This is a genomic window from Paenibacillus sp. MER 180, assembly GCF_023713665.1.
Classification (GTDB): domain Bacteria; phylum Bacillota; class Bacilli; order Paenibacillales; family Paenibacillaceae; genus Paenibacillus_B; species Paenibacillus_B suaedae.
Window position 1 is genome coordinate 123,300 of the sequence record NZ_JAMAVT010000012.1, and the last position, 21,458, is coordinate 144,757.

Annotated in this window: 13 protein-coding genes; 8 read left to right on the forward strand and 5 right to left on the reverse strand. The window is 49.8% G+C overall.

The genetic code is table 11. The features are described from left to right. Nucleotides 1–237: 237 nt before the first annotated feature. Entirely contained in the window at nucleotides 238–1,278 is a 1,041-nt protein-coding gene (locus M3661_RS19635) for a LacI family DNA-binding transcriptional regulator (RefSeq protein WP_251487746.1), read from the reverse strand. A gap of 363 nt (nucleotides 1,279–1,641) precedes the next feature. On the opposite strand from M3661_RS19635, the gene M3661_RS19640 reads away from it, so the two are divergent. The 8 genes from M3661_RS19640 (at nucleotide 1,642) to M3661_RS19675 (ending at nucleotide 12,894) form a co-directional block, all read left to right on the forward strand. Next, complete coding sequence (locus M3661_RS19640) at nucleotides 1,642–2,211, forward strand: hypothetical protein (protein WP_065292446.1); 570 nt, start codon at nucleotides 1,642–1,644, stop codon at nucleotides 2,209–2,211. 49 nt (nucleotides 2,212–2,260) lie between these two features. Next, nucleotides 2,261–3,808: a methyl-accepting chemotaxis protein gene (locus tag M3661_RS19645; RefSeq protein WP_251487748.1), complete on the forward strand. Its 1,548-nt coding sequence runs from the start codon at nucleotides 2,261–2,263 to the stop codon at nucleotides 3,806–3,808. A gap of 129 nt (nucleotides 3,809–3,937) precedes the next feature. Beyond that, a complete protein-coding gene (locus M3661_RS19650; protein WP_251487749.1) occupies nucleotides 3,938–5,593 on the forward strand; it encodes an extracellular solute-binding protein in 1,656 nt (551 codons plus the stop codon). Nucleotides 5,594–5,601: 8 nt separating this feature from the next. Continuing rightward, on the forward strand, nucleotides 5,602–7,443 hold the full coding sequence (locus M3661_RS19655; protein WP_251487751.1) for a cache domain-containing sensor histidine kinase: 1,842 nt from the start codon (nucleotides 5,602–5,604) through the stop codon (nucleotides 7,441–7,443). A gap of 104 nt (nucleotides 7,444–7,547) precedes the next feature. Then, entirely contained in the window at nucleotides 7,548–9,242 is a 1,695-nt protein-coding gene (locus tag M3661_RS19660) for a response regulator transcription factor (RefSeq protein ID WP_251487755.1), read from the forward strand. Nucleotides 9,243–9,405: 163 nt separating this feature from the next. Continuing rightward, nucleotides 9,406–10,362 carry an ABC transporter permease gene (locus M3661_RS19665; RefSeq protein WP_021256304.1) on the forward strand — a complete coding sequence of 319 codons (957 nt, stop codon included), beginning with the start codon at nucleotides 9,406–9,408 and terminating at the stop codon, nucleotides 10,360–10,362. 90 nt (nucleotides 10,363–10,452) lie between these two features. Then, nucleotides 10,453–11,376, forward strand: a complete 924-nt coding sequence (locus tag M3661_RS19670; protein ID WP_021256303.1) for a carbohydrate ABC transporter permease — start codon at nucleotides 10,453–10,455, stop codon at nucleotides 11,374–11,376. 48 nt (nucleotides 11,377–11,424) lie between these two features. Then, nucleotides 11,425–12,894, forward strand: a complete 1,470-nt coding sequence (locus M3661_RS19675) for an extracellular solute-binding protein (protein WP_021256302.1) — start codon at nucleotides 11,425–11,427, stop codon at nucleotides 12,892–12,894. Nucleotides 12,895–13,229: 335 nt separating this feature from the next. Here the strand turns inward: M3661_RS19675 and M3661_RS19680 are convergent, their stop codons facing one another. The 4 genes from M3661_RS19680 to M3661_RS19695 all read right to left on the reverse strand — a co-directional run bounded on the left by M3661_RS19680 (nucleotide 13,230) and on the right by M3661_RS19695 (nucleotide 21,120). Further along, nucleotides 13,230–14,801, reverse strand: a complete 1,572-nt coding sequence (locus tag M3661_RS19680) for an FAD-dependent oxidoreductase (RefSeq protein WP_251487956.1) — start codon at nucleotides 14,799–14,801, stop codon at nucleotides 13,230–13,232. Nucleotides 14,802–15,092: 291 nt separating this feature from the next. Continuing rightward, nucleotides 15,093–16,961, reverse strand: a complete 1,869-nt coding sequence (locus M3661_RS19685) for a bifunctional metallophosphatase/5'-nucleotidase (RefSeq protein WP_251487761.1) — start codon at nucleotides 16,959–16,961, stop codon at nucleotides 15,093–15,095. A gap of 316 nt (nucleotides 16,962–17,277) precedes the next feature. Then, nucleotides 17,278–18,309, reverse strand: a complete 1,032-nt coding sequence (locus M3661_RS19690) for a ribonucleotide-diphosphate reductase subunit beta (RefSeq protein ID WP_174809660.1) — start codon at nucleotides 18,307–18,309, stop codon at nucleotides 17,278–17,280. A gap of 459 nt (nucleotides 18,310–18,768) precedes the next feature. Next, complete coding sequence (locus M3661_RS19695) at nucleotides 18,769–21,120, reverse strand: ribonucleoside-diphosphate reductase subunit alpha (RefSeq protein ID WP_285853120.1); 2,352 nt, start codon at nucleotides 21,118–21,120, stop codon at nucleotides 18,769–18,771. Nucleotides 21,121–21,458 lie beyond the last annotated feature (338 nt).

The following is a 21,458-nucleotide window of genomic DNA, read 5'->3' on the forward strand; positions in this document are numbered from 1 at the left end:
AGATGTTGAGACCAAAAGAATAGGTGAGAGCCTTGTTCTTTATTGATGTCGTGTGCAATGTCAACTGAACTTGTAACACAGCATGTGTCAATTGTCTCTCGAAACGCAATGACAGCGTTTCCGAATAACTAAAGAGTAAAACACCAAGGTTACAATGTCAAGTAAATATTGTGCATTTACCGTGCAAATAATGTGCAAAAACGTGTTATATATCGAATGTAGATGTGCAAATGTAAACTATATCAGACTGTGTACTGAATCGCGCCATTCTACCTCCACGCCGATGCGAATAAGCTCCTTCGGACGATGCGGGTGGTCAATACGCCATACGATCTGTTCTCCGGCGCGCATGCCGAGCTCTTCCTTCGGTACATGCACGGTCGTGATGGCGGGATGAACAAGCACCGATTCGGCGATGTTGTCGAATCCGGTAATGGAGATATCCTCAGGTACGCGCATGCCGCTTGCCTTCACAATTTGCATGAAATCGACAGCAATATTGTCATTCACACATACGAAGGCCGTTGGCTTATCCTCCATCCGGGAATAGGCTGCAGACAGTTCCTCTTCATTAAAATAATGACGCTTCATGGAGTTGATGATGCACCAAGATTCATTGACACTGAGCCTTGCTTCAGATAGCGCACGATTGAAGCCTTCCCACCGTTCGCGGTAGCTGAGGCAGGAGCCGATATCGCCTACAAAGCCGATCTTCTTATGTCCACGTGCAATTAGTTGTTGCGTTAGGGCATATACGCTATGGGTATTGTCTACGAGCATAATATCGCTTCCCAGCATGCCGAAGTTGAAGTCCGCATACGTATCGATGAACATCGAGGCAATGCCTGAACGTTCGATTAGCTCATAGTACTCCCTCAAGAAGGGGCCGATCATAATAACGCCAGCAGGCCGCTGCTGCACGAATAGAGAAGGCAGCTTCTGTTCGCGCTCTTCTTCCATGTCAACAATCGTCATCGCCAGGGAGTAGCCAGCTTCTTTCAAGGTTGTATTCAGCCCTTTGATGAAGCTAGACCAATAGTGGTTGCCCATATAGTCAGAATGAGTAAGCAGGGACACGATACGATTGGTCGAGATGATTCCTTCCGCAGCTTCGAGTTGATGGAATTTGGTATAGCCGAGCTCGACGGCCTTCTTCATGATGCGGCGTTTCGTGTCATCGCGCATGTCAGGATCGTTGTTCAACGCCTTCGATACGGTATTGCGGGACAAGTTCAGCGCGTCGGCAATATGTTGTTGAGTTACTTTGGATTGTGACATCTATAAATCGCTCCGATTACAAATGGATTGTGTCTAAATTAACGTTGTTACAAGTATATAGGAGGTTTACATTTATGACAAATGTAAAGTTGCATCTGTGAGGATGATTGGATAGCGGCATAGACTGCAACCAAACCGACATAATATGAGTATATATTCATATATAATTGGGTCGTTGGAATGAATTTTGAAATAGGGAGTTGGCATTACATGCGATCGTTTTTACAATGAGACAGAGAAGTGTGATTTCAGAAAATAACTCTCTGTTTTCAAGGTTTTTTGAAAAAAGATTTGTGTAATCATTCCTTTACCTGTGACCGATAACAAATTATATAAATATTTACATAAAGGAGTTACAGGGAAATGCATATTTCGGTGAAAAGCGAACAACAGGTGCAGCTGTATCGATCCATTTGGACAACAGTCTGGAAGGAGATGGGCTTTGAACTGGAATCCGCTGCACATCCATTGGAACAGGTCATCGTATTCAACGAGGCAGGGGTTGCTGTAGGAACATTCGAACTGAAGCTGTACAGTGAGAGTGCGCGTATGTTGAACGAGGTCGCTCCGTTCGCGGAACAGCCGGAGGTGATGAACGCCCCAGAGCAAGTGGCTGAAGTGGACAAGGTAGCTTTGCTGAAGGAACATCGTGGTCATAATATCGATCGGCTGCTATCTTCAATCGTTCATTACTCGCGCAAGCATGGGATCTTGCAATGCGCTTGTCTGCTGGAACCGGTATTCGCGCGTGCGCTGCGCGTATCATTCCATGTACCAATGCGCAAGGTTGGAAAGAAGATGTTCTATAAGGGGGACGATGTCATTCCTACTCTTATTCATGTCGGTGCAATCTGGCAGAATCCAGCCAAGTTCGACTGGTTAATCCCAGAACAGGAACAAGTGGAAGTTCACTCAATTCCTATCACCTGTTAGCCGATATAATAAGGTGTTGAAGTTAACGGAAATGCAGAAATGTTAAGGAATGGTTAACGAACTGACTAGACAAGCTGTTAACGACGATCACTCGATACATAGAAAGTTGGTAGATGACGTGAATGAACTAACGATTCTTGACAGGCGCAACCGCCTGTTTGTCAAGATCATATGGACAATGCTTGCGATTGGAATCATCGGGGATTTGGCTGCAGGTATTGTCGGGACCATGCTGTATGTGCTGATTGGTTTTGGCGCGGTGGCTTGTGGATTAGCGACGTTCTTAACCTATAAGCGCATTGGCGTAAAGTATGTGATGTACTTAATTCCGGTGTTTCTGTGTTCGCTTGTCCTGCTGCTGATGAAGTCGGATCCGAATCCGATCTTCAGCACGTATTTGTTATTCTATGTCGTAATCAGCTTGATGACTTTATATCAGAATTATCGTCCTATCGTCTTTACCGGCGTAGTCAGTATGATAATGACGGTGTACGTATTCTATGATCCATTCCTGAATGAGAAGTTGTTCACGCGAGAGCCGCTCCTCTATTTGCTTATGTATCTGCTATTCGTGACGATTGCACTCAGTGCTTCGGCGGTGTTCAGTCAGAACTTGCAGCGGCAAGTGGCGGAACGGGGAACGGAAGCGCTGAAATCGAAGGAGCAGGCGATAGAATTGCTTGGACAAATTCAATCTTCGGTTACGCTGCTTAATGAATTCAGTCATGAGCAGAAGCTGCGTGCAGAATCGACAGGGACGATCTCGCGTGAAGTTACAGAGACATTCGCGCAAATATCGACAGGTTTCGAACAGCAGACGATTAGCCTGCAGCATATCGGAAGCTCTGTGGAATCCGTGGAGCGCTCCGTAAGTCACGTTGCGAACGGGACGAATCAATTGGAGCAGGTTGCATCAACTACACTGCAATTGGCCGAGCAGGGCAGTGGTCAGATTGACACCCTTGTCGGTGAGATTGACCGTGTGAAGCGTACGGTGGAACAGACTGTGCAAGTGATGGACGCATTGAATGCGCAGACGGAGCAGGTCGGCGATATTGTCAGTACCATTAGTGATATTTCCGCACAGACGAACTTGCTGTCCTTGAATGCGGCGATTGAAGCTGCGCGAGCAGGCGAGCATGGCAAGGGCTTCGCAGTGGTGTCGGGAGAGGTTCGCAAGCTGGCTGACCATGCGAAGAAAGCGACTGAGGATATTGCAACTATATTGGAAACGATACGAACTCAGATCAGTGCCGCAGCTGAGCAGGTACAGCGTGGACAATCTGCCGTCGTATCCAGTGTAGAGGCTACGGGGCAAGTGGAGCAGATTATGCGTACGATTACGGATAACACCGACCAGGTGAACCGTCAGTCGGAAGCGATGCATGAAGCCGTTCGCGACCTTCAGACACAGTACTCCAATATGGCACAAGGTGTTGTGACGATTACGAACAGCACGGAGGAGCATATGGCCTCTGTGGAAGAGGTGCTGGCGAATATGGAGCAGCAGCATATGGATATTCAGGCGCTTGTTGATGGATACAGCCGATTAGACAAGCATGTCAGTGATTTGAAGCGTCTGTCCGAAGAAGAATAAATAGATAAAAAAAGGGCCTATCAGAGAGTACAATCTGATAGGCCCTTTCTGTATGATTAAGGGAAAGCAGGCAGGTATAATCTTCCGCCCAGATTGATGGAGGTCAGGTATGGAGAGGGGAATGCAAGTATGTGGATGAAGCATCGGGGAGAGGCGAGCAGGATTAGAGTCATGATGTTCAAAATGTATACGCTTACAACGAGTGGGTTAGCTGTTGTGCTGCGACCGATTCTTGTGTACAAGAAAGGCGGGATGATGGCAGGAGCTGTATGCTTATTGCTGCTGATTGGATGCAGTGGGCAGGTAGGGCAGTCGAAGGTGGCGGAACAGCGTTCCTTGCTGCCTAAGGTTACGGTTGTATTGAATAGTCTTGGCATAGGGTTCCCAGAACCGTTGACGGAGAACGACAATCCGTATGTAACCGACATCGAGGTGAAGACGGGTCTTCAATTAGAAGTGATCATCCCCCCATCACATCGGTATGAGGATCGCGTCGGTGTCATGATGATGTCGAACCATATACCAGACCTGATCAGCATTACGGATGCGAATTGGGTCTCCTTTTACGCACGGAAGCAGATGCTAACACCGCTCGACCACCTGCTTGCCCGATACGCACCAAAGCTGAAGGAACGGATTCCTCCTGAAGTGTGGGAGCAGGTGTCCTTTAACGGCCAAATATATGCGATTCCGAGCCTGCATGAGGGAAGGGGGCAGGAGATGATGTATATTCGCAAGGATTGGCTGGAACAGCTCGGACTTGAACCACCAGCTACTCTTGCGGAGATGGTAAATGTGATGCGTGCCTTTACTTCGCTCCGTTCGGACGACAATGGGTTGCACGATATTTATGGTACCAGCTTCATTGAAGAGTTGGGCCGCACCTCACCGTGGTTCGGTGCATATGGTGTGCAGCTCAATCAATGGATGGAACGGGATGGCCAGCTCGTATATTCCAATGTGCAGCCAGAGATGAAGGAGGCCCTTGCCTTCATGCGCACGATGGTTCAGGAGGGGCTCGTAGATCCATTGTTCCCGATTCAAACACAGCGTGGACTGGAGAGGCAGGTTGTGGATGGGAAGCTGGGTCTGTTCACGGGAACATGGTACGATACCCGCGGTGTGCTGGAGAGGAGCAAGGCGCGGGATCCGCGTGCAGAATGGATCACCCTACCTTTTCCGAAGGGGCCTGGAGGAAGTGGAACCTTTGCGCTGCCTCAAGTACGAAGCTATCAAGTAATCCCTGCTACCAGCTCTCACGCGGTGGAGGTGCTGAAGCTGCTTACCTATATCGACGAGGAGGGGAGGGATACCCTCAAGCTTGGATTCGAGGGAGACGTGTGGGCTTGGAAGGAGGGGAAGAGGGTGACCAATATGGAGCGCCATAATCATGATCATTATCGCGGACTTTATGCTAATTTGGCAGATATGCCTGATGAGGATTACACTCGATCCCGGCTGGATTCGTTAGGAATTCAATACCAGTTGTACGATAATCTTCGATTTACATCCATGCATGCACGTCCGAGCGCTTTCCGTTCGCTGCCGACACCGGCGATGACAAGATATGCACCGTTATTGTTGAAGAAGAATGATATGCTCATCGACATTATTCTTGGCAATCGACCACTTGAGGACTTCGACAGATACGTGTCGGAATGGATGAATGAAGGCGGGCGTGATATGACGAAGGAGGCCAATGACTGGTATCACTTCAGTCGCAACCAGATTGGAAGTGAGCCACCGCCCATTCAGTCTGAACGCAGTTCTAAGCACGGAGGGTGAGTCCTAATATGCTGAAAATGATACGTGACCAAATTCGCCAACGGATTCAGTGGCGATTAACCATCTATTTTGTACTTATTCTGATCCCTCTGCTGTTGACCGGCTGGTTCTCCAACAAGCGCTCTCAGGAGCTGCTTCTGTCAGAGACGACCGCTCGTACCGAAAGTGCAATGCATGCCCTCATGGACAATATTGAGCTCGTGCTTCAGAACGTGGAAGAGCTGTCCGCGGTGCTGTCAACCGATATGGAGATGAACGATGCGCTTGCACATGCGAAGCGGAAGCTGGAGCCGAAGGATGTCATGGCATTCGCCGATCTGAAGCATAAGCTGGCCAACTTTCTATCGATTCATCCGATGTTCTCGCAAATTGCTGTATATCACGATCATTCCAACTCCGTGATTTCTACGCTTCATGGCGTGCTTCCGGTTGATCGTGCGGATGAACGCATTTGGCTTCGACAGCTGCTTAATGGACTGGGGACTGGCATTGTATTCATTCAGCCGGACGAACGAATTGGGGCAGGGAAGCCGTTCGGTCAAGCGTTTGGAGCGGATAGTCTGGCAGTCGTTCGGGCGATGGATATTTACAACCCGAATCGAGAACGTCATGCGCTTATTATTAGCCTGAACATGGGGCGCTTGCAGCAATATATCCGTTCTGTTACGCCATCGCCACAGGCAGAGCTGCATCTATATACGGCAGATGGGAAATGGGTCACAGGAACGGCTAAGCAGCCTGAATCCTATCAGGATTACTTGGCACGTGCAGAAGCGAATGATCAGGTGTTAATTCAAGCCGCCTCGCCTTATTACGGCTGGACATTGACACTGGCTCAGCCGAAGAGGGAGCTGTTCGCCCAGTCCTACCAGCTGGAGTATTACGCGGTGTTTATGATTGCGCTGAGCATTGTCATTGCCCTCGTTATGGCTTATAGCATCTACACGAGCATTGCTGCTCCTATGCGGAAGTTAGCTCGGGGCATGAGGGCGATGACGAGCGGCAACTTAGATGTGAGGCTGAATTCGACGCGGCAGGACGAATTCGGTATCGTGACCCACCTATTTAACCACATGGCATCGCAGCAGCAGCACCTCATTCACGATCACTATGAACAGAGCTTGCGGCTTGCCAATACAGAGCTGAAGCTGCTCCAATCCCAGATCCATCCCCACTTCTTATATAACACCCTAGATTCGATCTATTGGATGGCCCAGCATGCTGAAGCTGAGGATATTTCCGAGATGGTACTTCACTTATCCCGATTCTTCAGGCTAAGTCTAAGTAAGGGCAAGGATGTAATTACCGTGAAGGACTGTCTGGAGCATTTGCACGCTTACATACGAATCCAGCAAATCCGGTTCTTAGACCTATTCCATATGGAGTACGATATTGAACCGCGCTCAGAGGAACTTCCGCTCGTGAAGCTGCTGGTGCAGCCCATTGTCGAGAATGCCATCATACATGGCTTGGAGAAGTCCTCGCAGCAAGCAGAGATGTTGCTGCGCATTGTAGTCCGAGTAGAGGAGGACACAGAAGGGAGAAGACTTACAATTAGGGTTATCGATTCTGGAACGGGTATGACGGAGGAAATGTGCGCCCAATTGCAAGCTGAACTGTCTGCTGTATTGCGGCAGCCGACAGAGCATGGTGTGGTGGCGAGCGACCACACAGGTGCTGGTTATGGACTTCGAAATGTCGCGGCACGAATCCGCTTGAATTACGGTCAGAATGCAAACATTCATATTGATAGTGTATGGGGTGGGGGGACAACGGTAACGCTCGTGCTTCCCTTGTCCGAGCCATACGTGGGGAGACAAATTGAAGATCGGTCGAGGACGGCAGGTTAATGCTTAATGCTTGATGCCTAATGCTGCTAGGCAGCCTTCAGTTTTCGCTAGTTGATGAAGCAAAGAATGCCTTCATTTCGAATCGTCACCGAGGAGGAGATAAGATGAACCTATTGATTGTGGAGGATGAGCTGCGGCTCCGTCAAAGCTTAACTGAGCTTATGCCTTGGGAGAGGGCAGGGATTACGGAAGTAACGGCAGCCGCTACCCTAGAAGAAGGGAAGCGGTGGCTGCAGTTGAAGCGTCCGGACATTCTGCTTGTAGACATTCAGCTGCCGGACGGAGATGGCTTATCCCTCGTGAGGCAAGCGTCGGAGTGGAATGTTGAGGTGAAGGCGGTGGTGCTCAGCGGTCATGATCACTTCCCTTATGCTCAAGAGGCGCTATCCATGGGGGTGAAGCAGTATCTATTGAAGCCGGCGGGACAGGATGCCATCCTGCAAGCAGTTGCCGCTGCAGTCTCGGAGCGCCGCCAAGACATTCAGCGGCGGCATGATGCCGATATGCTGCGTAAGCAATGGCACAACTACTTGCCGATACTGCGTCAGCGCATCTTGCGCCAAGGGCTGGATGGCAGCTTGTCGACGGCCTCGCTGCTAAGGAGAATGACAGAACTCGGTATCGACTTGCAGGAAGACGAGCGCTACGCAGTGATGGTAATCGATCCTGATCCTTACCCGCAGGAGCGGGTGCAGGCATTTGGAGGCGATCAGGGTCTAATGCACTTCGCGGTCGGCCAAGTCGTGGAGGAAACGATGACAGGGATGGAATACGGCTCAATGCTATTATGCCGCGAAGCAGACGGTCCGCTCGCCATCCTATTTCGCTATCCACCCGCTGCGCTCTCTAGGGGCATGGCAGAGGAGCATAGAAGGGTAGAAGCATCTCAAGCAGCAGAAAGTCATTGCGAGAGATCGGATGGAGAACTGATGATTGGCATTCATGCACTGGCAGGCAAGATGCTGGAGTATATCAAGACTTCATTGAAGCTTACGGCGAGTGCGGGCATCTGCTCGGGGTGCGGGCGGCTGGCTGACGTGCCGCGGCTGTATAAGGAAGCGGACTTCGCGCTCCGTCAGCGGCTCGTTCATGGTGGCGATATTGTCATTCCGTACCGCAATCACGGACTGAGAGCGGCTGAAGATGTTTCGGCTGTAACGATACATACGGAGCAGTGGGAACGGGAACTGGACATTGCCTGGAACACTGCCGAAGAGCAGCAGGCAGCGGAACTGGCCGAAGCTTGGATTCGCGCAGTATGTGCGATTCCAGAGGCAGAGGCATTTAAGGAGCAGATGATGTTTCTGCAATCGTGGATCATTATGTGGCTGCGCAGGCAGGGGTGGTCGATGGCGGAGGTAATGGGAGAGGATGCAAGATGGTTCCGTCACACCGCCGAACTGCGAACGAAACAGGAGTGGAGTGAGTGGATGCGAAGTGTCATGCGGCGCATTGGCGCGGAAGCAGGCATGGTGCGTCGTCGCGGCGGCAATCGCTTGGTATCGGAAGTGAAGGAGCTAATCGAGAGTGAACTTCATACAGAGCTAACCCTGCAGGAGGTGGCGGATCGGCTGTTTATTAATGCCTCGTACTTGAGCAGGCTGTTCAAGCAGGAGATGGATCAGCCCTTCTCGTCTTATCTCCTTATGCGCCGCATGGAGCGAGCCAAGGAGGCACTCTTTCAAGGGGAGCGGGTATATGAGGCAGCACAGGCGGCGGGATTCCGCGATGTCAGCTACTTCACGAAGGTATTCCGCAAATATTGGGGGGTTACGCCGAGTGACTGGAAGCGGGGTTAACGGGCTGCATAGGCTCAGTTGAACCTGACCTCACGATGGAAATCATTTTACCAGAAGAAGTCATGGCTCTCCCGTGTTCGATTGCAGCCAGATGCCGTAGGCTAGTAGCAGATGCAGCAAACAATGAATGCCAAGTGCTCATGCCACGGAAAGGATGGGAGCTATGGATAAGCTGGAATTGGACAATGCTCCACGTTTGTCTTCACGATCATACGGGCGAAAGTTGTGGAGCGACATTCGGAAGGACTGGGACTTATACATTGCACTTTTGCCAGGGATCGCCTTTCTTCTCCTGTTCAAGTATACGCCGATGTATGGGGTCGTGATTGCGTTTCAAGATTTCAACATTTTCAGCGGAATAGAGGACAGTCCTTGGGTAGGGTTCTCGCACTTCGAACGACTATTTCAATCGCCGAAGTTCGTTCAAGTGTTTTGGAATACGATTATCATTTCGGTTCTGAAAATTGTCCTTCTCTTCCCACTGCCAATTCTGCTGGCAATTCTGTTGAATGAGCTTACGAAAATGTGGTTCAAGCGTCCGGTACAAACGATCATTTACATGCCTCATTTCCTGTCATGGGTTATCGTTAGCGGACTCTTTATGGATCTGCTCTCCATCAATGGGGGGCTTGTGAATCGAATCATTGAGTGGTTCGGCGGAGAGCCGATCAAATTCTTCCTCGACAACAGTGTCTTTCGCTGGCTGCTCGTCGGCACGGCGGGCTGGAAGGAAGCAGGCTGGGGGACAATCGTATACTTGGCCGCCTTAAGCTCTATCGATCCACAGCTGTATGAAGCAGCCAAGATCGATGGGGCAAATAAGTTCAGACAAATTCTGCATATTACACTACCAGGGCTTGTTCCCGTCATTCTCCTTATGTTCATCCTGCGGCTCGGGAATATGCTGGAGGCTGGGACGGAGCAAATTCTCGTCATGTACAATCCCGTCGTCTACAATGTGTCGGATGTTATCGGCACGTATGTATATCGTACGGGTCTAGGCGAGCAGAATTACAGCTTCTCAGCTGCTGTGGGGCTGTTCGAATCCATCGTAGGCTTCGTGCTCATTATTGGTGGAAACGCTCTCAGCCGGCGCTATTTGAATCGGGGGATCTGGTAATGAGAGAAGTTCAGCATACAGCTCTCTTGATGTCGCAAGTCGCCGCTTATTTGGAACCTGAACGTAAGAAGGAAGGAGGTCTGGCATAACATGAGACACCAATTGACTGCTTCGCGGAGAACAAGAACGGCCATTCGAATGTCGGTAGGGGAGCGCATCTTCCATGTGTTGAACTATCTGTTTTTTGCCCTTGTGTCGTGGACGACATTGTTCCCATTTCTCAATTTGATTGCGAAGTCGCTCAGCAGTGAGGAAGCGGTTATGTCAGGGAGCGTGTCCTTGTTCCCGGTTGATATTCAGTTCGGAACGTACTTATATGTGCTGCGCGACTCTCAATTCATGAATGCTTTCCTCGTATCGGTCACAATTACCGTGGCGGGAACGGCTCTCGGTCTGTTCATGACCGCATTAGCCGCATATCCCTTATCCAAGCCGCGTCTGCGCGGACGCAAAATATTCATCTTGATGTATGTGTTCACCATGCTGTTCAGCGGTGGTCTTATTCCTACGTATTTGCTCATGCACCGATTGAATCTGATCGATACACTGTGGGTGCTCTTTCTGCCGAGCATGGTTAGCGTGTTTAATATGCTGATTATTAAAAACTACTTCGAGTCTCTGCCCGATGAGCTGGAGGAATCGGCCAAGATGGACGGAGCATCGAATCTGACAATCTTGTTCCGCATTACGGTTCCATTGTCGCTGCCGGTGTTCGCTACCATTGCACTCTTCTTTGCGGTAGGCTTCTGGAATGATTACTTTGCCTCGATGATCTATATCAATACGGCAGAGTTGAAGCCGCTGCAATTGTACTTGAAGGAACTGCTTGCGCATTCCAATATCACATATCAGGATGGCGGGCATGTAACGAATATTGATGCGGTCATGAACACGACGCCTCAGGCTATACAGGCCGCTTCGATTCTTGTTGCAACCTTGCCCATATTGCTGGTATATCCGTTCCTGCAAAAATACTTCGTGAAAGGGGTGCTGATTGGTTCCGTAAAAGGGTAATGCGGTGAAGATATTTCGGGGGACATCCAAAAGAGCGGAGGTATGTTCATGCAACGTAAACAGGTATGGATATCATTGATTTCGATTGTGATGGTCTTGTCACTTCTCGGCTGCAACAGCGCCGGTTCAGGGCAGGGTGCGTCAGGAGGAGAAGGCGGCAAGCAGCTCCGTCAGCTGATGCAGTTCGATCGCTTCGAGCCGAATAGCGATCCGGTAGCCGTGTACTTGAAGGAGAAGACGGGATATTCCGTGAAGTATGAGATGCTTCCTGCGGAAAATGCCGACGAGAAGCTGAACCTGCTCATGGCGAACAAGGAGTCTTATGATATTATGAAGCTCGCTTCAGCCCAATACTATCAGCTTGTATCGTCTGGTGCGCTGGAGCCGCTGGATGATCTGATTGAGAAGTATGGAACGAATATGAAACAGGTTATCGGCCCAGATTCTTGGAATGGTGCCCGTTATGACGGCAAAATTTACGCTATTCCAGAAACGGGCGGAGGCGGAACCTCATCGAATGCGCTCGTCGTCCGCCAAGATTGGCTTGATGAACTGGGTTTGAAGATGCCGACGAACCTGGATGAGCTGGTGACGGTGCTGAAGACATTCAAGGAGAAGAAGAATGTAATTCCGCTGACGGGAGGCAAGATCCCTGTACATCCGGATATCGCCAGTGTGTTCGGCTTAACGACGGCTTGGTTGGAGCGGGACGGCAAGATCATTCACGCGGTTGAAGCTCCAGAGATGAAGGAATACTTGAAGTTCATGAATACGCTGTACAAAGAGGGACTAATCGACTCCGAGTGGGGCATTAATACGGCGGATAAATCGATTGAGAAGATGGCAAGCGGCAAGGCTGCCATGTATAGTCCAGGGTGGTGGATTGCTCCGAACTTGGAAAATGCACTTGCGAAGAATTTCCCAGATGCGAAGCTTGCGATTGTGCCGGTATTGAAGGACAAATCGGGGAAAGCGCGTGTAGGCACGCCGGGCAATACGATTAATTATTACATTGCAATTCCGAAGTTCGCGAAGAACAAGGAAGAAGCGGTGAAGTGGCTCGACATGAAGTTTGATAAGGATATTTTCAAGGGGATCGCTATCGGTGAAGAAGGCGTACATCACAAGTTTGAAAATGGAGCCTACTCGCCGATTCTGCCGAAGTTCGCAGATGAGCGTACAAATGCAAGCTCATTCTTGACGGGTGTGGACGAGAAGAACTATCCGATCTACTGGCAGGCGAGATTGAAGAAAAACCCAATCGTAGAGAACTACTTCAACACATTCCAGAAAAATGCGGAGGGCCTGTTAATCGCTGATCCACTCGGTTCAGCGCCTCCAATGCCGGATATCTCGAAGAACGTGCAGCGGTTGAACAAGTATCAAGAGGACACGTTCATTAACTATATTAGCGGAACGGAATCGCTCGACAATTATGACCAGTTCCTCGCGGAATGGCATGCACAGGGTGGGGCGGATATGGTGAAGGCAGCGAATGATTGGTATGCGAAGCGTTAAGCATGAATAGACGAATTAGATGATTTAGATGAGTAAGTCAATAAACATTCCGGCAACTAGTTAAATAAGTATTCAGAATAAGAGGCGAGATCGAATAACTAGGTGGCATGCTGAAATGCAAATATTCGTCTGCGAGATGTGAACACAAGCAAAAGGGGATGGCCCGAGATTCAAGGGCCATCCCCTTTTGGATGTTTGGCGAGGCATGATACTGTATTCTTACGAGTTGATAAAGAAACTTATAATAAGAAACTTATGATAAATAACTTACTAAGAAACTCGTGATGAAGGGAATCATGCTGCGGGAAGAATCGATGCGATGCTTCCTTGGCTGCTTATACTGGCCTTGTAGAAGGCCATTGCAGTACAATGCCGAGCTGCTGCAGCTGCTTCTGAAAGGCGCTAAGATGCTTCTCGTCACTGCGCACAGCGCGCGGCACAATACCTTGATTCAGTGCATATGCAGCCAGTGCGCCAGCTGATTCGCCAATGTTCCATTCTGCTGGATGCACGCGGTAACAGCCGTTGGTAATATGTGTCGTTCCGATATTTTTGCAGGCGGGAATCAGATTGTCCATGCGAACCGGAAGCAAGCTTCCTAACGGGATTTGGAACGGCAAAGAGGAGATGTCAATATAGTTTTTGCCTCCGGTCGACGGATGAAGGTCAATCCGATAGCATCCGATGCCGACGGAATCAGCAAATGTCTCAGCAGGCTGACCAGGACGACAGTCGGTGGCAATGTGCTGCTCGAGCACAGTGAATTCCGCTTGAATCCGTCTTGATTCCCGTACATAAGGATACATGGCGAATCCGTCTTCTGTGCCAGCAACATCCGGCCGCAATCGCAGACCCGGGTAGCCGATGCCTCCGTCAGGACGCGGTGCTTCTGTCTGCAGCCAGTACAAGAGCGATAGGCTGAGCTGCTTGGCATCGAATAGGCTCCGCTGCTTCTCTTCTTCGCTTACATCGATAATCGAACCAAGCCAGTAGTCATTCTGCGGCCAATTGACGACCGACACCGGAGTAGGGAGTACTCCTGACGATTGATCATACAGCGAAGGGTTCGTAATTTGCCGATAATGGAACAGTGGGAACTTCCCTGTCTCCCAGAAGAGGGAGTAGGTGATGGGTTCCAGCGTCGTTGGCTTGACTGCCGTCCAGCTTAGAAGACGATCCGGCCAGAACGAAGGCTGATATTGGCTCCAGAAGTCATAGCGTGCAGGCTTCGGAATCGTATAATCTCCGTCCTTGTCGTAATCAACGGCGTAGCAGTAAGTGAAGCCCTGCATACTCTGCGGTTCAGGGTCGCCCGGCACGGCGTGCGGTTCGCCGGTATCACGCTGCGATTCTGCACCTGTGACATACTCTGTTCCCGAGAGGGCAAGCAAGTCCCCGCATTCGGTTGCGTCGAGGAAGTATGCTCCCGTTAGGACATATTCGTTGCCCGCTGCATCCTGAGCGGTTACCGCATGGATGCGGTCGCCATCAACCTCAGCATTGGTGGCGCGGCATTGTGTCAGAATGGTAAGCTGTCCGCTGTGCACGTAGGGGAATAGCATCGACTCCAGCACAGACAGAGCTACGCGTGGATCATGGCAGAGACGGCTTACAAGGCCGCTCCCAGGGTTCAGCTCCGGGTTCGAGCGAGCATTCATGGCCAATGGGAGATGCTCGCGATAGTAGCGGCGTATTTCATTGCGGAATTGCCTGTATGTCTGCGTGCAGCCGAATTGTTCGATCCACGGATGCTCGTCTGGCGGAACCAGTTGGCTTGTCAATTGTCCGCCGATACGGGCGGTCTCCTCCGTCAGTACCACTGTCTTGCCCAATCGACAAGCGGAGAGAGCAGCTGCACAGCCTCCTACACTTCCACCAATAATAACGAGCTCGGCGTTCTTCTCCATATTCGGTGAGGGTGACACTCGATCAGCTCCTTCGCAATATTTTCCAATTATTACTTACCCCAATAAGTATAGGAAAGAAACAGATCGCTTCCCATAGAATCTGATTGCTATTGTTGGTAGATTGAGTGCTAGTATTGAGTGAAGTAGGAAGAATATGTGGATTGGTGTTTACGGTTCCGGGTCGATCCGTTCCTAAAAAAGTAGACACGCGAGGCGGAAAGAGGGATGCGCCACGCGTGTCTATATGTTCAGAAGGGGGATTCCTCATGACATAAGGAATTCGTTATTTCGTTATTGCTTGATACGTTGTTCGATCTTCGCTGTAATGTCTTTCTTTTCTTTCATGTATTGCTCCACGACTTCGTATAGGGTCACTCCTGTATCAAGTGATTTTTTATCCTTAAACATGGCATAACCGTCGCCACCGGCGATTAAGAAGTCATTTACAGCTACGCGGTACGTTTTGTCGGCTTCCACCGCTTTACCGCCAACCTTCACATCCGATACACGACTTCCTTTTGGCTTTTTGATGTCGAAGGAGAATGTAATACCAGCAACTTGAGGGAAGCGGCCGGAACCAGCTTCGATCTCGCTAACGCCATTTTCCAAGGCTGCTGTCAAATCACTGCCCTTCGCCTCAACAACAGCAAGTGTATTCGGGAATGGAAGCACATCATACAAGTTGCGCTTCGTAATATCGCCCTTCATGATGGTTGTGCGAATACCGCCTGAGTTCGTAATGGCCAGATCGGCTTCGAATCCAGGCATTGTACGCGTGCGCGCCAGCATGGCATCTGCTACTAAGTTGCCCATAATCGTCTCCTGCTTCCGCACTCTTGCACGATCACCGTCTAGATCTACGCTTGCAGTAGCAATTTTCTCGTTCAATAGGGAGTCGGTTTCTTTCTTCAGAGATTCAACAATGGCAGCTACTTCTGGGTCTGGCTTCGTTGCTTCATCGTACTTGATCAGTCCACCAGAGAAATGAACCAAATCCTTGCCGTGGTAGTACAGATCAACACGGCCAAGCGACTTCGCATATTCCCAGTCCTGCACAATGTACGTACCGTTGACGAGTTCAGGCTGATCCACTGGTGTATGCGTATGTCCGCCTACAATGATGTCGATGCCTGGAACCTGCTTGGCCATTTCACGGTCATAGGATATTCCTGTGTGGCAGAGGACGATGACGTGGTCAGCTTCCTCGCGCAGCTTCGGTACCCATTCCTTCGCGACTTCGATTGGATCCTCGAACGTTAAGCCCTTGACGTTGTCAGGATGCGTAACGATTGGTGTATCTGCTGTGACCAATCCAAGAATAGCGAATTTCTTGTCGCCGAACTGCTTCATGACATACGGCTGCAGCAGGTTCTTCCCTTGTGCGTCGAATACGTTCGCAGCGAGTACAGGGAATTTGAACATTTTCGTCAGTTTCGTAAGCTGCTCGTAACCGAAGTCGTACTCGTGGTTGCCGGACGCCATGAAGTCATAACCAAGTGCGTTAGCCAGCTTTGTTGCGTTTTCCCCTTTGGACAGGTTCACATAAATTGTACCTTGAATCATGTCGCCTGCATCCAGCACCATGGAATTCGGGTTCTCTGCACGAAGCTCCTTCATTAACGTAGCGAGTTTAGCGTAGCCCATTTCCTTCGCTTTCTCGTCTTCTAACATATGTCCATGCGTATCGTTCGTATGTCCGAGCGTAATATGTGTCGTAATGGCATCGCCGAGTGCTGTGAAGAACTGCTCGCGTGTCACCGTATCTCCTGTCACTGCTACATCAAGCCCTGCCTTCTTGGCTACAGCTTGCAGTGTCGCAGCAGGAACCGGATGATGGAGCTCTTTCCATTGCGCTGCATCCACGATGTTGTTCTGCTTCGCCCAAGTGAGTGCTTTGGCTGCCCAGCCTTGGATGGAAGGATCAATGGCCTTCACTTCTTTTTCCTTGTCTTGTACGCGGGCAATCATCGCCACTGCTTCCGCAAGTGTGACTGGGCGATCAAGCGCCAGGCCATCATTATATCCGGTTATGTAGCTTTTCGATTGCATCCATTCCAGGTGGTTAATTGGATTCACAGGAGCTGCAAATAATGATCCGGCGAATAGAGTACTAATCAATGTTGTCAGAACTGCGGCAGTACCTAGCTTTTTCTTGTTCATAAACGGACCTCCAAGCTTGCTTCATATTTGAAATGTATATGTAATAGATATGAGTGATATATGTATCGTAGGACACGGGGGTTGGGAGATTGTTAACTAGAACTTAAGAGATTGTAAATTAGATAAAAAACACCCTTATCTCATGGCAGACAAGGGTGACTGTAATATACAAAGTATAAACATCCGGCGATTCAGATATGCCGCTCGCTCGCATCTGTATTTCCTAATCAGAATTCAAGACTACATTTCTAATCCAACACATACGCTGGTTTCTAACAGACACTCAAGCAGCAAACAGTCACCAGCCTACAGCTGCCTACAGCTCGTCGAAGCCGTTGTCATCGCCGACCTTGCCGTAAGTGCGGGACTTCGCTTCGAAGAAGTCGGTCTTCGTTGCATTCAAGGCTTCGTCCGAGAAAGGCTTAATCCACGGCATGCAGTTTACGTCAACGCCTTCATACAGCTTCTCCATACCGATAAGGCTTAACCGGCGATTGGCAATGTGCTTAATGTAATCCGACAATTCACGCAGATCGATGCCGCGTACCTGCTTGAGCGTATAATGGGCCCAGTTGGTCTCCAATTGTACAGCACGGTCAATCGTATCGTACACAAATTGGCGGTTAGCCTCGGTATTCAACTCTGGGAAGTCCACAAGCAGCTGTTTGAACACCTCACCGAAGAAGTAGCAATGCTGGTTCTCATCACGCTGAATGTATGAGATCATTTGGCTCGTCGCCATCATCTTCTGATCCCGGGCTAAATTGTAGAAGAAAGCGAACGTACTATAGAAGAAGATCCCTTCCAATATCAGATCCGCTACGAGTGCTTCAAAGAACGTCTGAGGTGTTGAATTATCGCGGAATGTCTGATAAATGTCCGCAATGAATCGGTTCCGTTCAAGCAGCACACGATCATGCTTCCAATATTCGAAGATATCCTTCTGCTCTTGCTCGGATACAAGAGAGGACAGTACATAGGAATACGATTGGTTATGCACGACTTCCTGCTGCGCAATGATAGCCGATATGGCTTCTAGCGATGAGTCAGTGAAGTAGTTCTTCACATCACCGACGAACATCGTCTGCATGGAATCGAGCACAGCAAGCAGCGAGATATTGATTTTAAATGCATGCTTCTCTTCTTCGTCTAACAGCGGGAATTGCTGTGCATCTTTCGCCATCGGAATTTCATCCGCAATCCAATGGTTTTGAAGGAGAACTTTGTACAATTTATACATATGCGGCATACGAATGTCGTTCCAATTCAATATGCCGGAGCATTCGCCTAGAATAATTCGTGTCGATTGATTCGGTGCTTCTGTATTGAAGATGAGCTGCCGATTCAGCTCACGATCTAACAATGTCATAGAACTCTTCCTCTCTATACACCTTATTCCCCGTGCACAATCATGCACAAATTGGTTGCTGTCAAAGTCAACCAGTAGGAAGGGCTGTGCTGCTGTATGTAACGTTCAGTAGCCCTTCCCGATTTTATGAACGGATTTCCGTAACAGTGCGTGTTCAAAAAGGCCGGTTTTCAGCACCGAAGCTTATGCTTCCGATGTGCGTTTTTTCAAAACGCCTCAATTGGATGAAGCTAGGGCCTGAGGAGCGGAGTGTACGTTTTGGGTACATGAGCACCTGAGATGTTTCCGCAGGAAACATACTTCGTAAGCATCTGCTTAGGCCCGGCTGAATTCAAGATTCGATGCCGAGTCCACTTCATGATTTACTTCGTGATCAAAAGCGGACTTTTTGAACAACCTCTAACAGTGATTCGAGTCCGTCGCTGGACGATGGGTGCATTACGAGCTGCACGCTTCACATTCTTCTACGGTTAATGCTTGACTGCGCACATAATACGTTGACTTCAGCCCAGCCTTCCATGCATGAAGATGGAGAGAAAGAAAGTCTACAGCGCGAATATCAGGACGTACATATAAGTTGAAGCTCTGTGCTTGATCGATATGGCGCTGACGTGCAGCCGCCATACGAATGGACCAGTTCTGGTCGAGACGGAAGGCTGTCTTGTAATACCATATCGTCTTCTCCGACAGATCCGGAGCAGGATTGGCAATCTTGTACGTCGTCTTCTCCTCATAGCTAAGCAGGTCATAGACTGGATCAATGCTTGCCGTTGAGCCCGCAATAATGGAAGTAGAACCGTTCGGGGCTACCGCCATCAGCCATGCATTGCGCATGCCGTTCGCCTGTACCTTATCCGCAAGTTCTTGCCACTGTTCGGTCGTCACGAATTTGCCTTGGCGGGTGCCTGTTGTATATTCTCGATCGGAGAAATAGCGGCCGTTCTCCCATTCCGATTGAGCGAAGAGCGGATATGCTCCTTTTTCCTTAGCAAGCTCCATGCTGGCCTGAATCGCCAGGTAGTTGATCTTCTCATAGAGCGCGTCATTATATTGCACGGCTTCTTCGGACTCCCACGCGATGCCTTCTAGGGCAAGCAGGTGATGCAGGCCGAAGGTTCCAAGTCCAATTGCGCGATAGCGGCGGTTCGTATGCTGCGCCTGAAGCACCTCAATGCGATTAATGTCGATAACATTGTCGAGCATGCGAACCTGAATCGGAATGAGCCGCTCCAGAATATCGGCACGCACAGCACGCGCTAGATGGACTGAGTTCAGATTGCATACGACAAAATCACCAGGGATCTTGCTAATAATAATGCGAGACTGTCCATCCTGAGTGGTCAGCTCCTCTTGCTCAACGAGGGTAGGCGACATGTTCTGCATAATTTCCGTACAAAGGTTGGAACTGTAGATCATGCCATGCGCCTTGTTCGGATTCGCGCGGTTCGCGGCATCCTTATAGAACATGTACGGTGTTCCTGTCTCTAACTGCGACTTCAAGATACGCTTCATGATGTCAATCGCAGGCAGTGTAATGCGCGGCAAGCTTGAATTCGCAACCGCCTCGGCATATTTATCGCGGAACTGGCCTTGACCACGCTGCTCGTCGTAGAAATCCTCAAGTCCAAGAGGGCGTCCGTGGTTATCCTTCCAGCCCATGATCTTCTTCACTTCGTGAGGGCAGAACAGATGCCAATCCTCCCGGTTCTCCACCGCCTCCATGAATAGATCCGGCAAGCTCACCCCATGGAAAATATCATGCGCCCGCATGCGCTCATCCCCGTTGTTCAGCTTCAAGTCGAGGAAGGACAGAATATCCTTGTGGAACACGTCCAAGTACACGGCGATCGCGCCCTTGCGTGTGCCTAATTGGTCGACGCTGACGGCTGTATTGTTAAGCTGGCGAATCCAAGGGATAACACCTGAGCTTGTATTTTTATGTCCGCGAATATCGGAGCCGCGTGCCCTGATCTTGCCGAGGTATACGCCGATACCGCCGCCCATCTTGCTGAGGCGGGCTACATCGGTGTTGGACTCGAAGATGCCTTCCAGCGAGTCGTCTACCGTGTCGATGAAGCAGCTGGATAATTGTCCGGCCACCTTCTTGCCTGCATTCGCCATCGTCGGTGTAGCAGCGGTCATGTATAGATTAGCCATTGCCCAGTATGCTTCCTTAGCCAGCTCTACTCGGCGCTCTGCCGGCTCCTTGTGCATCAAGTACATAGCAATGATCATATAACGTTCCTGCGGCAGCTCCATCGTGCGGCCTTCGAAGTCAGTGGCGAGATACCGCTCTGCTAATGTCAGAAGTCCAATGTAGTCGAAGATAAGATCGTGCTCCGCTTGAATGGATTGTCCAAGTTCTCGAATTTGTTCAGGTGTGTAAGCTTCCAGCAATTCTTGACGGTAAATACCTAGATCGCATAGACGAGAGATAAGCTTGTAGAAATCTCCGTAAGGCTTATCCGGATATGCCTTATAGTTGCGATGGAGGGCGGCCTCCTTATATAGCTTCGTTAATAAGGAATGTGCGGCAACGAACTTCCAATCCGGTTCTTCCTTCGTCACCAATTCCAACGCAGTCATCATGCTGGCTTGAGTAATATCTGCAGCCTGTACGCTGCTGCTGCGCAGCTTCGACAGCAAACTGCGGTACCAGCGTTCACGATCAAGCTGAGGGTAGGGAGCCATCATTCGCTCTCCGTAGCGCTTTATGCGTTCCGCATCGAAGGCAAGGGAGCGATTGTTAGGCTTGTGAACGGTGTGGACGATAGGTGTAGTCGTCTGCATTCGTGAGTATTCCTCCTCGAATATCGAATTGAGATGGAGCTTAGCTATCTATGTCGGAGTCGTTCAGAAGAAATAAAACTTCAAGTTGAGTGCTGGTTATGTATCCAAGATAAAGGGCTGATAATAGGCCTGAATGAAGCACTCTTCTGTCTAAGCGCATAAGAACAGCGCGTGCGCCATACATGGACGCACACCTTCATCATTCTCGACATTCCGATATGGCTTATACAAGTTGTCATCTACCTAGCGATTGTTAACAAGCCCCAAAAACGAACCTCGAATACAGCGTAAGGGTTATCCGTTGTTGCTGTTCTCAAGGTCATTTGCACTTTATGCGT

Bases quoted from the DNA above. Each gene is read 5' to 3' on its own strand.
- M3661_RS19635 (WP_251487746.1), bottom strand. From the start codon at position 1,278: ATGTCACAATCCAAAGTAACTCAACAACATATTGCCGACGCGCTGAAC.
- M3661_RS19640 (WP_065292446.1), top strand. From the start codon at position 1,642: ATGCATATTTCGGTGAAAAGCGAACAACAGGTGCAGCTGTATCGATCC.
- M3661_RS19645 (WP_251487748.1), top strand. From the start codon at position 2,261: ATGGTTAACGAACTGACTAGACAAGCTGTTAACGACGATCACTCGATA.
- M3661_RS19650 (WP_251487749.1), top strand. From the start codon at position 3,938: ATGTGGATGAAGCATCGGGGAGAGGCGAGCAGGATTAGAGTCATGATG.
- M3661_RS19655 (WP_251487751.1), top strand. From the start codon at position 5,602: ATGCTGAAAATGATACGTGACCAAATTCGCCAACGGATTCAGTGGCGA.
- M3661_RS19660 (WP_251487755.1), top strand. From the start codon at position 7,548: ATGAACCTATTGATTGTGGAGGATGAGCTGCGGCTCCGTCAAAGCTTA.
- M3661_RS19665 (WP_021256304.1), top strand. From the start codon at position 9,406: ATGGATAAGCTGGAATTGGACAATGCTCCACGTTTGTCTTCACGATCA.
- M3661_RS19670 (WP_021256303.1), top strand. From the start codon at position 10,453: ATGAGACACCAATTGACTGCTTCGCGGAGAACAAGAACGGCCATTCGA.
- M3661_RS19675 (WP_021256302.1), top strand. From the start codon at position 11,425: ATGCAACGTAAACAGGTATGGATATCATTGATTTCGATTGTGATGGTC.
- M3661_RS19680 (WP_251487956.1), bottom strand. From the start codon at position 14,801: ATGGAGAAGAACGCCGAGCTCGTTATTATTGGTGGAAGTGTAGGAGGC.
- M3661_RS19685 (WP_251487761.1), bottom strand. From the start codon at position 16,961: ATGAACAAGAAAAAGCTAGGTACTGCCGCAGTTCTGACAACATTGATT.
- M3661_RS19695 (WP_285853120.1), bottom strand. From the start codon at position 21,120: ATGCAGACGACTACACCTATCGTCCACACCGTTCACAAGCCTAACAAT.